The 13260-nt window shown below is 37.9% G+C and carries 15 protein-coding genes and 1 riboswitch; of the genes, 8 read left to right on the plus strand and 7 right to left on the minus strand.

Going from position 1 to position 13260, the window contains the following annotated elements; all coding sequences use genetic code 11:
• Positions 1 to 19: 19 nt before the first annotated feature.
• The gene (locus MKZ14_RS06160; RefSeq protein ID WP_339280663.1) at positions 20 to 526 is read right to left on the minus strand and encodes a GNAT family N-acetyltransferase; all 507 of its coding nucleotides are present in this window, start codon (positions 524 to 526) and stop codon (positions 20 to 22) included.
• Between the two features lie 133 nt (positions 527 to 659).
• On the opposite strand from MKZ14_RS06160, the gene MKZ14_RS06165 reads away from it, so the two are divergent.
• Positions 660 to 1430: a GNAT family N-acetyltransferase gene (locus tag MKZ14_RS06165; protein WP_339280664.1), complete on the plus strand. Its 771-nt coding sequence runs from the start codon at positions 660 to 662 to the stop codon at positions 1428 to 1430.
• 40 nt (positions 1431 to 1470) lie between these two features.
• Here the strand turns inward: MKZ14_RS06165 and MKZ14_RS06170 are convergent, their stop codons facing one another.
• Complete coding sequence (locus MKZ14_RS06170; protein ID WP_128568202.1) at positions 1471 to 1734, minus strand: Parvovirus coat protein VP1-like protein; 264 nt, start codon at positions 1732 to 1734, stop codon at positions 1471 to 1473.
• Between the two features lie 182 nt (positions 1735 to 1916).
• Between MKZ14_RS06170 and MKZ14_RS06175 the strand changes: the two genes are divergently transcribed.
• The 3 genes from MKZ14_RS06175 to MKZ14_RS06185 all read left to right on the plus strand — a co-directional run bounded on the left by MKZ14_RS06175 (position 1917) and on the right by MKZ14_RS06185 (position 5036).
• Entirely contained in the window at positions 1917 to 2966 is a 1050-nt protein-coding gene (locus MKZ14_RS06175; protein ID WP_036080113.1) for a DUF418 domain-containing protein, read from the plus strand.
• A 136-nt stretch (positions 2967 to 3102) separates the two neighbouring features.
• A complete protein-coding gene (locus tag MKZ14_RS06180) occupies positions 3103 to 3759 on the plus strand; it encodes a hypothetical protein (RefSeq protein ID WP_312124648.1) in 657 nt (218 codons plus the stop codon).
• Between the two features lie 23 nt (positions 3760 to 3782).
• On the plus strand, positions 3783 to 5036 hold the full coding sequence (locus MKZ14_RS06185) for a glutathionylspermidine synthase family protein (protein ID WP_016991836.1): 1254 nt from the start codon (positions 3783 to 3785) through the stop codon (positions 5034 to 5036).
• 590 nt (positions 5037 to 5626) lie between these two features.
• Here MKZ14_RS06185 and MKZ14_RS06190 read toward each other — a convergent pair.
• Positions 5627 to 6100, minus strand: coding sequence for a YbaK/EbsC family protein (locus tag MKZ14_RS06190; RefSeq protein ID WP_016991837.1), 474 nt, complete (start codon positions 6098 to 6100; stop codon positions 5627 to 5629).
• Between the two features lie 251 nt (positions 6101 to 6351).
• Between MKZ14_RS06190 and MKZ14_RS06195 the strand changes: the two genes are divergently transcribed.
• From MKZ14_RS06195 to MKZ14_RS06205, 3 genes are all read left to right on the plus strand, one after another.
• Positions 6352 to 7494 carry a substrate-binding domain-containing protein gene (locus MKZ14_RS06195; RefSeq protein WP_339280666.1) on the plus strand — a complete coding sequence of 381 codons (1143 nt, stop codon included), beginning with the start codon at positions 6352 to 6354 and terminating at the stop codon, positions 7492 to 7494.
• A gap of 30 nt (positions 7495 to 7524) precedes the next feature.
• Positions 7525 to 7621: riboswitch (guanidine-I (ykkC/yxkD leader) on the plus strand.
• A 126-nt stretch (positions 7622 to 7747) separates the two neighbouring features.
• A complete protein-coding gene (locus MKZ14_RS06200) occupies positions 7748 to 8089 on the plus strand; it encodes a multidrug efflux SMR transporter (protein ID WP_004232293.1) in 342 nt (113 codons plus the stop codon).
• A complete protein-coding gene (locus MKZ14_RS06205; RefSeq protein WP_016991838.1) occupies positions 8089 to 8403 on the plus strand; it encodes a multidrug efflux SMR transporter in 315 nt (104 codons plus the stop codon). The genes MKZ14_RS06200 and MKZ14_RS06205 overlap by 1 nt, the downstream gene beginning before the upstream one ends.
• 40 nt (positions 8404 to 8443) lie before the next feature.
• Here MKZ14_RS06205 and MKZ14_RS06210 read toward each other — a convergent pair whose 3' ends face one another.
• From MKZ14_RS06210 to MKZ14_RS06225, 4 genes are all read right to left on the minus strand, one after another.
• The gene (locus tag MKZ14_RS06210; protein WP_016991839.1) at positions 8444 to 9328 is read right to left on the minus strand and encodes a glycine betaine ABC transporter substrate-binding protein; all 885 of its coding nucleotides are present in this window, start codon (positions 9326 to 9328) and stop codon (positions 8444 to 8446) included.
• Between the two features lie 81 nt (positions 9329 to 9409).
• Positions 9410 to 10264 (minus strand): proline/glycine betaine ABC transporter permease, encoded by an 855-nt coding sequence (locus tag MKZ14_RS06215; RefSeq protein WP_016991840.1) that lies wholly within the window; start codon positions 10262 to 10264, stop codon positions 9410 to 9412.
• Positions 10257 to 11456 (minus strand): glycine betaine/L-proline ABC transporter ATP-binding protein, encoded by a 1200-nt coding sequence (locus tag MKZ14_RS06220; protein WP_016991841.1) that lies wholly within the window; start codon positions 11454 to 11456, stop codon positions 10257 to 10259. The genes MKZ14_RS06215 and MKZ14_RS06220 overlap by 8 nt, the downstream gene beginning before the upstream one ends.
• A gap of 158 nt (positions 11457 to 11614) precedes the next feature.
• The gene (locus MKZ14_RS06225; RefSeq protein ID WP_036080093.1) at positions 11615 to 12250 is read right to left on the minus strand and encodes a TrkA C-terminal domain-containing protein; all 636 of its coding nucleotides are present in this window, start codon (positions 12248 to 12250) and stop codon (positions 11615 to 11617) included.
• 270 nt (positions 12251 to 12520) lie between these two features.
• Between MKZ14_RS06225 and MKZ14_RS06230 the strand changes: the two genes are divergently transcribed.
• A complete protein-coding gene (locus MKZ14_RS06230; protein WP_016991843.1) occupies positions 12521 to 13252 on the plus strand; it encodes a GTP cyclohydrolase II in 732 nt (243 codons plus the stop codon).
• Positions 13253 to 13260 lie beyond the last annotated feature (8 nt).

The raw sequence follows: 13260 nt of genomic DNA on the forward strand, positions 1-13260 counted from the left end.
CATGCTTAGCCTTTTCTTCTTACGATTTTGTTAAAGTGTAAAGTTGTAGAGTATCTTCAGTATTGTGCTTCTCTTGGTAAATGAAATTCAATTTTTTTAAAACCTTGATTGAATTGATATTGGCAGCGTCAACTTCTGCAGCAATTGTTTCCATTTTTAAGTGCTTAAAGGCATAATCAATTAAAGCAGTTATAGCTTCTGTTGCATAGCCTTTTCCCCAATATTCCTTGCCCAAATCATAGCCAATCTCTGTTAGAGCATTGTCATAATCAAGCATATTAAAGCCACATGACCCAATGATATGATTGGATGCCTTTTCAAAAATAGAGAAGCGGATTGCCTTGTGTTGCTTAGCTAATTGTTCTAGAAGTTCAATCATTTCCAAGGCTTGCTCTTCTTGTGTAAACTGAGTAATGTTCATATACTTGGTTACATCAGGATCAGACCAAATGGTTAATAAACTTTTAGCATCAGCTTTCTCCATTTTTTGTAACCGCAATCTTTCCGTGTTGATATTTTCAATCAATACTTTTACCTCCAAAATTATGATGATGTTGGATGAAAAATATTGCTATCTGCGCATAATTCAGTCCCTTCATATGGATATAAGTTTATTATAATAGAAATGATACATACTGCAAAATACTGGAGGAAATAGCATGATAAAAGTCTCGGAAGAGCAATATCCTATCATTAAACAATTTATTTCAAGTGCCCCGACATTTGTTTATAGTATACTAGATCGAATGATAGAAGGAGCTGTCTATTCCGATACAGCTGCTTTTCAAACATTATTATTTCACACGAAATCAGGGATATACTATGTATATGGCGATGAAAATAAGACTTCGATTGATTATCAGCTTGCTTATTGTTTTCAACAGGCTATAGAACAACAGAAACGGTTTACCTTATTTTCTTATTCTGAACAGTGGAATACTAAAATCGAACAATTGTTAAATAATCAGCTAAGAAAGCTAGAACGCTATACATTTACATTTGATGAAAATATTTATAATCATAGAGAGAAGCATGGGGAAGGTGATTACGAAGTCAAATTTATTACTGAACCCCTGATTAAAAATTCACTGGAATTTGATCAGACTTATTATGAGGAATATTGGGATTCTACCTCTAATTTTCTCAAAAATGGCTTTGGCTTTTGTTTCGTACATAATGAACAAATCATTAGTGAAGCCGTCTCTATATTTAAGTCAAATGACTATGCAGAAATTGATATTATGACAGATCCAAACTATAGAGGACAAGGATTAGCAAGTAGCATTGCAGAAGCCTTTATAGATCATTGTCTAGTCAACCAGCTAAAGCCTTGTTGGGATTGTGATATTTCAAATACAGGCTCCATTCACCTAGGCACAAAGCTTGGTTTTACGACTCCGCAAAAATATGCTATCTATACAAAAAAGTAGCCCACGCGGTTATTATAAACATCGTGAGCTTTATGCGCTGTTAAAAGAAACGATTGCGTAATTCAAAAACTCGATAGAATAGTCTAGCGTCTCTAGCCATTTTATTTGGTGCGTTCATATGGGGACGGAGGCATTGTTGAAACAATTCATCACAGTATTTTGTGCTACCGTGTCGTTCATAGCATTCATCATGCAGTTTACAGCAAGCGTCCACTGCATTTGTAGGCATACCTGGTCCTGAGCAGCCAGGGCCACAGTATCGGTAGCCAGGATAACAAAAACCGAGCTTGCGATTTCTATTCATCTCCTTAACCTCTCTTTTCGATGTCTTTTCTATAAAATATGTAATATTTCATCATAGAAGAGGATAAAAAACTATAAGACTATTCTTTTTGATTTGTAAGGTTCCTGTAAGCTTAAAAATAATTAGTTGTAAGGATGGTGCGTTATGCTAGCTATAGCATAAAAGATAAGGAGTTTTTCAACATGAATCCATCCGTTACACAAAAAGAACGAATCATTTCCTTAGATATTATACGAGGATTAGCGTTATTTGGTATTTTATTTATTAATGTAGGTGCCTATCAGCTCTTAATGGAGGGTGCACCAATGCCTGATATGAGTGGAATCAATGGGGTGATTGATTCACTTATTGATATTTTTATAGAAAAGAAATTTTTCTCTATCTTTTCATTCCTATTTGGAGTTGGTTTTTATATTTTTGCTTCACGTGCAGAAGCGCGTGGGGATAGACCGAGATGGCGCTTTGCAAGACGCTTATTTGCTTTATTCGTTATTGGTATTATTCATATTTTTATTTTTTGGGGCTCTATCCTATCCATTTACGCAGTAATTGGTTTTTTATTGCTACCATTTTACTCTGCGAAGGTTTCAACCATTTCTAAATGGTTATTTACCATTATCACACTGCATATTCTGGCACTATTAGGACAAATGTATATGCCGTCTAATGCCGTTTCGTCAGCTATTTTTGGCTTTTTAGGCAATGATGCAGTAGCTATCTTTATTATGTTTTTAAGTGGATTTTTAGTAGCAAAAGCTGATTGGATTGGGCATATTGGAGCGCATAGTCAAAAAATAAAATGGTTGCTTTATAGTACTTTCCCATTCTTTATTGGATTCTCATTATGGATTTGGTTTGCCTCACAAGCAGATGACCAACAGCTCCAATCTATCATTGGCTTAGGGGTTGTTCCAACAACCTATTTTTACTTAAGTGGTTTGTTTATTCTATTAGAACATAAAACAATAGCGAAGCTACTTCAGCCAATTGGACGTGTGGGGCAAATGGCCTTTACAAATTATTTGGCGCAAAGCTTTATTGGAACAGCCATCATCTCATTCATGGGGCTAGAAGTAGTTTCACCATCAGATATTGTAGTGATAGCGAGTATTACGTTTATCATTCAAATAATTTTTAGCGTGATTTGGTTTAAGTTCTTTACAATAGGACCATTTGAAAAATTATGGCGCTATATGACTTATGGAAAAAAAGTCGTATCAAAACAATCATAAAACACTGTAAATCCCAAACAATCCTACTGTTTGGGATTTTTTCTGCTAAAATAAATTGTATGTTTTTGTAAAAAACGAAACCTAAAATGGGAGATAATCGTAAACTAGGTACCAGAAATAAAGGAGCGCTTATAATATGGCAAAGCAAATAAAAAAATATATGGCTGTGACAACGGCATCTTTGATGGCTGTACAGCTAGCAGCATGTGGAAATAGTGAATCTCAAACAGTAGAAGAATACCCTTTAACTACTTCTAATCAGGTAACCGAAGATCAAAATCAAGCCATTACAAGTGATGAAATAGAAAGTGTTTACAATAGTGAAATGGCTGAAGCTTGTGATGAATGGCAAGAAGGTGATGATGGTTCCTTTGAATGTATCGATGAAAATTCACCTTACTATGCACAGCATTTCTTTAATGGTTTGATGTATGCAACGGCTGGAGCCATGATAGGAAGTGCGATATATAAAAGTCGCAATTTAAAAAATGGTACAGAGCGAGATGAGCAAAGCAATGGTGGCGGCTCAGCAGTGCCACGATCGTCATCAAGCGCTAAGGATGAGAGTAAACCAACAAATGGTATAACAAACAGTACGCAAAATAAGGCTAGTTCAACTTCAGGTAGCTCAACTTCAAGTGGATCAAATTCTTATTCGAGTGGACAACGCTCCTATTCGACGGATAGTTCATCTAAGAGTTCCAATTCCTACTCCAATAGCTCTTCCACAAGCACAGGAAAATCAGGCTTTGGTACTGGTGGGACATCTCGTGGCGGCTCGTCCTCCTCGTAAGGCTTGGGTAAGGAGTGAAGAACATGATGAATCACACACAGCAACGACAAGCATTTTACTCAAAATTTCCTGACTTCTTTCCTGACTTTGAGGATTTAGAGTATGCATTATATGATGTTTTAGAATTACCAAAGCAGCAAATTGATCAACTTTATTATGCAACACAAATACTTTGGCGCATCTTTTTAAAAGTCGGGAAACAATTTAAACATTTATCAGTCGATCAGCTCTTAGCCTTAGGTATTCGACCAGAAATGATCCCATATATTCAGTTAGATTATTTACAGCAGCAATCCATTCTGGCACGATTTGATTTTATTTGTACGGAGGAGGGCTACATTAAATGTTTAGAGTTAAATGGAGAAACACCTTTTCTTGTACAAGAAACCTTCAAGATGAATGACGCTCTATGTCAGCATTTTGGCTATAAAAATCCCAATGATGTATCAGCCTTACAAAAAGCATTGTCGGGCGCTCTTTTTGCTGCCATCCACTATTTACATGATGTCAAAAAGCCGAAGATTGTCATCACAGGTAAAACAGCGAAAGAGGACTATGAAGAGTATTGTCAGGTACAGTTTATCAAGTCCTGTATTCCTTTTGACATTGAGTATGTGCCCATTCAAGAACTTATTATCTTTTCTAGTGATACATCTGAGGTAGCACAAGGTCTTTATACACCCACAATGGAGAAAATTGATATTTTATTTAGACCTGCACACCCTGCAGAGTTTTTAATAGATGATGTGGCAGCGGATGGTGATCGCATTGGCTTGCATCTTTTAGAGCTTGTCAAAAAAAGACAGCTGGCAATTATTAATCCACCTGCTGCCTATGTATTACAATCGAAAATCTTATTATGGTTAATATGGGAGCGGAGAAATGATCCATTGCTCTTTACTTCTGAGGAACGAGCAGCTATTTTGCAATATATGCTTCCTACATACCTGACAGCAGAGCCATTTATTCGAGGTGATATACCCTATGTCAAGAAGCCTGTTTATTCTCGTGAAGGAAATACAGTAGAAATTTACGCAGGAAGTGGGCGGAGAGTAAATGCTTCCACATCCAAACATTATAATGATAATTTGTTTATTTACCAACAGTATGTGGAGATGCCTAGTATAACTGTGCAGTTAAAAGAAGGATATCACGCTAAGAAGTGGCTAATTGGCTCATTTGTTGCGGATAACCAAGCATGTGGTTTAAGCTGTCGGGTAGGCAATCAAATTACAGAATGGGATTCACATTGGTTAGCCGTTGGTTACAAGGAATAGCAAATCTATAGTGCTGAAAAACAAAACCACCCATAAAATTTTTTTATAAGGTGAAAATGGATTGCCGTTGCAGGCTACTTGCTTTCCTGTGGGCGAGCGCCGAACCGCTTCCTTCGCTCCGCTCCGTGCAGGGTTTCGCCTGACTCGCTATCCCACGGGAGTCAAGTAGCCTTCCACTCCAACCTACAAAAGTGTTATCTTTTTAGCAAAGGTTTTCAAATAAAGTGAAGGTGTTCACTTCTTGTCACTCATCACTTCTCCAAATTGAAAATAAGAGCTTATCCCCTCTATGAATACAGATAATGGGCGATTTTATTACTATGCTACTATTAAAAAAGTAAAGACACTTTGCAGAATGGTTGATTGGAGAGGAGCCAGCGTCACTCCTAGAGGATTTAGCGTCACTGATGAGACCCTGGAGCGAACGTAAGTGAGAGAAGCGGCTCATTGGACGCCCCCTGGAAAGGACGCTGGCGGAACGGAAATCAACCCTTACCTTGCCAAAAGGTAATATTTCTCCTAGCGATATTATCTTTTTTCAACAACATGAATTGGCGAGACTTTTTAAAGTATCGCCAATCGTTTGGTCCTTATTCATTCCAGCCTTTACAGACATCAATCCATTCTTTATAGGGAGCATATGTTTCAAGTTCTGAAATGGTTACCTCAATGGCTGAATTACTACTACCGCACGCTGGAAATACTGTAGTAAAACGTTTTAAAGATTCATCTAAATAAATGGCTACGCCCTCGTTGACACCAAAAGGACATACACCCCCGACATCGTGGCCAATCATCGTCTCCACATCATCTTTGGATAACATCTTTGCCTTCGTGCCAAATATGGCTTTATATTTTGCATTATCGATTTTAGCATCACCTGCAGCCACAATTAAGATCGCACCATCATTCACAAGAAAAGATAAAGATTTGGCTATGCGCTCTGGCTCACAGCCAAGCGCCTGTGCTGCTAATTCAACTGTTGCGGAGCTTTCTTCTAATTCTTGTATTTTGTGTTCTACATGCCATTGTGCTAAATGGCGGCGTACTTTTTCAATTGCCATATGTACATCCTCCTACTAATATCAATTATGCCTTAGCATAGGTTGTCGAGATTTTTTGAGATACATCGAAAAGCTCCCATTTCTATAGAGAGCGTTTTCTATATTTGATATACCACATTCACACAAAAAGCATTCATTAAATCAAGACAAATTTAATTTTACCATAATTTTCAGAATATATAGTTGTGAATGCTGTATCTTTCGGGTACCATTGGTGTAAGAGTGTAAAATTACACTAGGGAGGTCTTTGTATGCTTAAGTTTATACAAATAGTATCTATACTAATTGGTTTATCCTTTGTGACATTAATGGTGGCATTCATTATCACATTGAGTGGTGGACTGCATTTAATTTATTTGGTCTTTACTATACCTGTTTGTTTATTTGTCTGGATTGTTTGTAGCATGTTTAAATGGACCAACACAAAAAAACGAAGGGGCTTGCTATTTGGTGTCATGGGAATTGCCCTGTTGATTGCAGCCATCAAACCGATTCAACATTATTATAAAATGAGTATTCCCACTGTTGATGCGGAAATTGATGTAACAGTCTATCAGCCATTTGTCCCTGGCAATAAAGTAGTGAAGAATAAAGCTTCCTTACAATTGACAGAGTCATTACCACGATTAGATGGTGCAACAGCCATGTACCCTTTATATGCGGCTTTTGTGGAAGCTACTTATCCCAAAGGGGAATATCCTCCATATAATAGTAGAGTTCAAGTAAGTCGTACACCAGAGGCCTATCAAAATTTAATTGCTGGAGATGTTGATTTAATATTTGCGGCAGCCCCGTCCACCTCACAAGAATGGCAAGCAGAAAAAGAAGGACTTACATTTGATATGACGCCAATTGGTCGAGAGGCATTTGTCTTTTTTGTGCACCGTAAAAATAAAATCGATAATTTAACACTTGAGCAGGTCAAAAAAATATATGCTGGAGAAATAACTAATTGGCGTGAGGTGGGTGGGGAGGATGAGGCCATTCGTGCTTTCCAACGCCCAGCAGATAGTGGAAGCCAAACGACACTAGAAAAGCTGATGGGCAATACGCCAATCATGGAGGCACCCACTGAAGATGTTGCAACAGGAATGGGGGGAATCATTCGTGAAGTGTCGCAATATCGAAATTATAAAAATGCCTTGGGCTTTACATTTAGATATTATTCTACAGAGATGGTAGGTAACAAAAAGATCAAATTACTATCCATTGACGGAGTAGCACCAACAAAAGAGAATATTCAAAATGGGACATATCCTTTAGTGTCTGAATTTTATGCCATCACAGCAGGAACAGAAAATCAAAATGTACAGAAACTGATTGATTGGATACTTTCTGAGGAAGGGCAGGCAATGGTAGAAAAGGTCGGCTATGTACCAGTGGAAAATCATTGAATAGTTTGCTATACTAAGAGTAATAATCGAATAAAAGTTTTCTAGGGTTCCGTAGCGCTTGCTAGTCTGGTCCGAGAGAAAACCACAAATTGATTTTGTGACACGGAAGGATAAAAGCCTGGGAGATACTGTTTAAAGACAGTTTCTTCAGGCTTTTTTTGTTTGGCTAAAATCGAGTCATTCGGCGAATGCTGAAAAAGTAGTTGAATTAGCTAGTTATTCGGCCGTGTCTTATAAAATGGAGGGATTTATCATGAATAAACAATGGATCAGCGTTATTATAGCGGCTTGCTTTGAAGTTGGCTGGGTCATTGGGTTAAAGCATGCAACAAGTGTACTGGAATGGATTGGTACAGCAATTGCCATTTTTATTAGTTTTTATTTACTCATTAAAGCAGGTGAGCATCTACCAGTTGGGACCGTCTATGCAATATTTGTCGGATTAGGGACAGCTGGTACTGTATGTGCGGATAGCTTGCTATTTGGAGAGCCGTGGAAATTAGCAAAAATTATATGTATTGTTGTGTTACTTGCAGGAGTTGTAGGCTTAAAGCTTGTAACGGGAGAGCCTAAGGAACAAGAGGTGAGTGAATAATGGCATGGATGGCATTAGTTGTTGCAGGGTTATGTGAGATGATGGGCGTATATATGATTAGTAAATATAATAAGACGAAGAGTATGAAAAATTTAGGTCTGTTGATTGGTGCATTCACCTTAAGTTTTGCAGGCCTTGCCTATGCGATGGAAACATTACCAATGGGTACTGCCTATGCGATCTGGACAGGGATTGGTGCAGCTGGGGGAGCACTGCTAGGTATGCTGTTTTTTAATGAATCTAAGGACTGGCGACGCATCGTTTGTATTATCCTTGTATTAGGAGCAGCAATCATGTTGAAATTGCTATCATAATTAAACAGGCACTCCTTATGCAGGAGTGCCTGTTTTTATATTATTTTTTTACGTCTTTTGTCCATTCGGCTACTTTATCTGGATTAGCATCAACCCATTCTTTCGCAGCGTCTTTTGGATCTTTACCATCCATTACTTGTAACATAACACTTTCTAAATCTTCTGCTGTCCAGTGGAAGTTATCGAGTACTGAATATACATCTGGTAAATCTTCTTTTAGGCCTTTACGTACGAATGTATTAATCGTTTCTTCTCCACCATATACACCCTTTGGATCTTCTAAGTATTTAAGATCATATTTCGCAAATTTCCAGTGGGGTGACCAGCCTGTGACAATAATCTCTTCCTTATCTTTCAGCGCTTTTGATAATGCAGTTGTCATGGCGCCAGAAGACGAAGTAATGAAGTTCCAATCTGCTAAATTATCATATTCTTCTATTGCTTTTTCTGTAGCAGCAGTAATGCCTGCACCTGGCTCAATACCAGTGATTGTATGATCTGCTTCATTAGATAAATCTTCAATAGAATTGACATTCATATAGCTTGGTACAACTAAACCGATTTTTGCACCAGCAAGGTTTTCACCTAGCTCATCTAAATCAGCTTTATACTTTTCATATTGTGAAGCATGTGTATGTGGTAGCCACGCAGCAACCATTCCATCAGCTTCTCCTTTTGAGACAGCCTCCCACATGATCGCATTATCCAAAGGAGTTAATGTTACATCATATCCTAAATCTTCGAGTACCTGCCCAACAACATTCGTTGAGGCAATTTCTGTATCCCACTCAACATAGGCTAGGTTTACCTCCTTAGAATCACTGTTTTTTCCAGAACTTGAGCCTGAGTCTCCTCCACTACATGCAGCAAGCATGAAGCCTAGACCTAGAGCCATTCCTAACTTTGAAAGTGTTTTCAGTTTCATCGAATCTCCCTTTCTCTTCATCATTTTGTATCAAACTGCCGGCATCCATCGGAGGATGGAAGGTAGCAAGAAAGATGACAATTATAGTGCTTTCTTTTTATTAAAGCTTTGTGTTAAGCGGTCAATAATGATCGCGAAAATAACTAAACCTAAACCTGCAACGAAGCCATTCCCAACTTGGGTACGTTGTAGGGCTGTTAATACTTCACGTCCTAGACCTGGAGCACCGATCATAGAGGCAATAACTACCATAGAAAGTGACAGCATAACGGTTTGGTTAATCCCTGCCATAATGGTTGATTTAGCAAGGGGAATTTCTACTTTAAATAATTTTTGGCTAGCTGTACTACCATAGGAGTCAGCAGCTTCCACTAATTCTTTTGGTACTTGACGAATACCGAGGTTTGTCATACGTACAGTTGGGGGTAAAGCAAAGATAACGGATGCAAAGACACCAGGTACAATACCAATACCAAAAAAGGCAACAGCTGGAATTAAATACACAAAGCCAGGCATTGTTTGCATGAAATCTAGTATTGGTTTAATAATGTTTTCAGCTACCGTTGATTTTGACATTAGAATACCAAGTGGAATACCGATGATGATGGATATAATACTGGAAAAGATCACAAGCGTGGTTGTTTCCATAAGATGAGTCCATAATCCTTGGTTATAGATAAACAACAAGCCAATTAAAGAGAATGCAGCAAGCCCTAACTTTTTGCCTGAAACGAAGAAGGCAAATATCACGACAAGAAGTATAAGAATAATGGCTGGGATACTAATTAATAAATCAGTGACCTGATTCATGAGTAGTTTTCCAAATTGCTGAATAGAGTTAAAGAACGCTGAAAAATTACTCGTCAACCAGTCCATAGCTGATTCTACCCACGGAGCTAGTGGTAATGTTGGAATATTATCTAAAAAGTTATTCATGTGCTTCGGCCTCCTCATCGCTCGTTGACAGTGCTTGGATGACAACGCCCCTAATTAGTACACCAAGCAAGCGACCATCTTTCACAACGGCAATAGGAGTAGGAGAATTATAAATCATCCCTAAAATATCCTGTAGTAGCATATCTGGTGGAACTGTTAATACTTCTGATTGCACAATAGAATGGACGGTTTGCTCTTGTTTCTTTGCTGCAGCTAGTGCATCGTCTGCAGTGATATAGCCTTTTAAATGTCTATTTTTATCAACAGCCATTAATAAACTAACAGCTTCCTGACGCATACGTTTTAGTGCCACTTTAGGGCCATCTAGGTCTGTATTGACAGAAACTGGTCGTACCATGACATTTTCAGCTGTCAATACTTTAGAACGATCCACATCTTCCACGAATGTTTTGACATAATCATTTGCTGGGTTGGTTAATATTTCTTCTCCCGTACCAATCTGAATGATAGAGCCATCCTTCATAATGGCAATGCGATCCCCAATGCGTAATGCTTCATTTAAATCATGTGTGATAAATAAGATCGTTTTTTTCAATGTCTGTTGTAGATCGAGTAGCTCATCTTGCATTTCCTTGCGAATCAATGGATCGAGTGCAGAAAATGCTTCATCCATTAGCAATATTTCAGGATCATTAGCGAGGGCTCGTGCTAAACCAACCCGCTGTTGCATACCACCTGATAATTGACTCGGATACTGGTCTTTATAAGCGAGTAATCCAGCATTTTCTAAAGCCTGTTCAGCTTTTGCTTGCCGTTCTTCTTTTGAAATACCTCGAATCTCAAGGCCATATTCGGTGTTTTGAAGTAATGTTCGATGGGGGAATAAACCGAAGTTTTGGAAAACCATGCTCATTTTGTTTCTTCTTACAGACCGTAGACTTTCTTTTCCCATGGTAGAAATATTTTCTCCATCGATATATATATTTCCGCTCGTTGGTTCAATTAGGCGGTTTAAAAGCCGTATAAGCGTGGATTTGCCACTTCCTGACAATCCCATGATAACGAAGATTTCTCCTTCGTTGACAGTAAAGCTTGCATCGTATACACCAACAGTTGCACCTGTTTCTTTTAAGATATCAGTCTTACTTTTTTGTTGCTTAACGAGTTCTAGTGCTTGGGGAATATGTTTGCCAAACACTTTCGATACGTGTTCTATTTTAATTTTTTCCATAGAAGCACTCCTTTCGTAGATTATTACTATGTGAGGATAATGATACCCAAAAATAAACAAGTAACAACCTTACTGTAGCAAAGGGTTGTTACTTTTGTCAAATCGACAAATAAGAAAAAACCCGCTTAAACGCTGTTATATCAGCGCTTAAACGGATTTTAATTTGGGTATAAAAAGCTTTGAACTCTAGCGAAACTTTCATCATTTCCAACAAAATAAATTATGTCACCTTCTTCAAATGAGACATAAGGACCAGGGGATAGTAATAATTCATTACCGCGTCTAATACCAACGATGGTGCTAGAAGTATTTTGCCAAAAATTTAAAGCTTGTACAGTTTGATGAATGCATGGACTATCCGCTGTCATTTCTAATTGATAGGGAATGAACGGATTGACTGATCGGTAATGCTCCGTGCGGCTAATTAGTTGCTTTGCCTTATCTTGTAAATTAATTAATTCATGATGTTGCTTTTGAATACTTGTCAAAAGTTCATTTTGTATTTCATGAATCGATTGTACATCATGAAACTGTCTGACGAATTGAGCCGCTTTTTCATACGATTTTATAATTACGCCGCTACCTTTAGAAGCTTCCACGATTTCTAAGTCTTGCAAAACGGCAATAGCTCTTCTTGCAGTCTCAGCGGAAACATTATATTGACTGGCAAGAGAGGATCTTGCATATATTTTATCGCCAATGCGGTATTTTCTTTCAACAATCTTGGAGGCGAGATCAATGGCTATTTGTTGATATTTTGGTTGCTTTAGTTGAACAGTTTTTTCTAAGTTCATGTTAAACTTCCTTTCGTCATTACAGTACCACAGCTTATTATAGACTAGCCTGCACAGAAAAAATAGCATCTCCATAAGCTAGTAGTATATGATGAAAAAGTAATAATAAAATTCCCATCACTTATAATTATAATTATTAGAGTAATAGCTGTTGTTTGACACTTTTTAGTTATTATTATAAACTAAGTTACATTATGTAAGTGATGTGAAAATACATGTGCTCAGTTGGTGAATTTCACTAACTGTTTCTATAGAAGGTTGGAGATTAATATGACAATTACGACTAAAGTGATGGACATAGTGAAAGATAAAATGACGATAGTAAAGCATACAAATACAGAGAATATTTGCCTAGTTGGACCAGTGAAATTACCTGTAAAACAAGGTGATTTTTCTGCAACTTTTCAATGGTATAACTGGCTTAAAATTGATGCAGATTTAACAAAAGAAGAAATCATTGATGGATTAGCCACTGCCAATTTAGCATTTTTGCAACAATCTTCAGTGCTTGTATATGGTGATTTTACCCATTCAGAAGATGCTTTAATCCGAATGCATAGTATTTGTCACACGGGCGACATATTTGGCAGTCAGCGTTGTGATTGTGGATACCAGTTGCATGAGTCTATGAAAATGATTGTTGAGCATGGCTGTGGTGCTATATTTTATTTAGCCGATCATGAAGGCCGTGGTATTGGACTATTCTCAAAATCTCTTGCTTACTTATTGCAAGAGGAGGGGCTAGATACAGTTGAAGCAAACCATGCACTTGGCTTCCCAGATGACACACGATCCTATGAAGAAGCACTTGCTGTATTAGCTACACTGCGTACAAAACCTGTAACACTTATTACAAATAATCCGAAGAAACTGGCTGCATTACAGGCTCGTGGCATGGCTGCGGAAGGGCATGTTCCTTTATGGGGCGGTTTGACAGAGACGAATCGTTTTTATTTAGAAACGAAAGTTGAAAAATCTGGACATATACGTGAAAAGCAATAGGTGGAGGT

The organism is Lysinibacillus sp. FSL P2-0066, from assembly GCF_037969495.1.
Lineage (GTDB): Bacteria > Bacillota > Bacilli > Bacillales_A > Planococcaceae > Lysinibacillus > Lysinibacillus boronitolerans.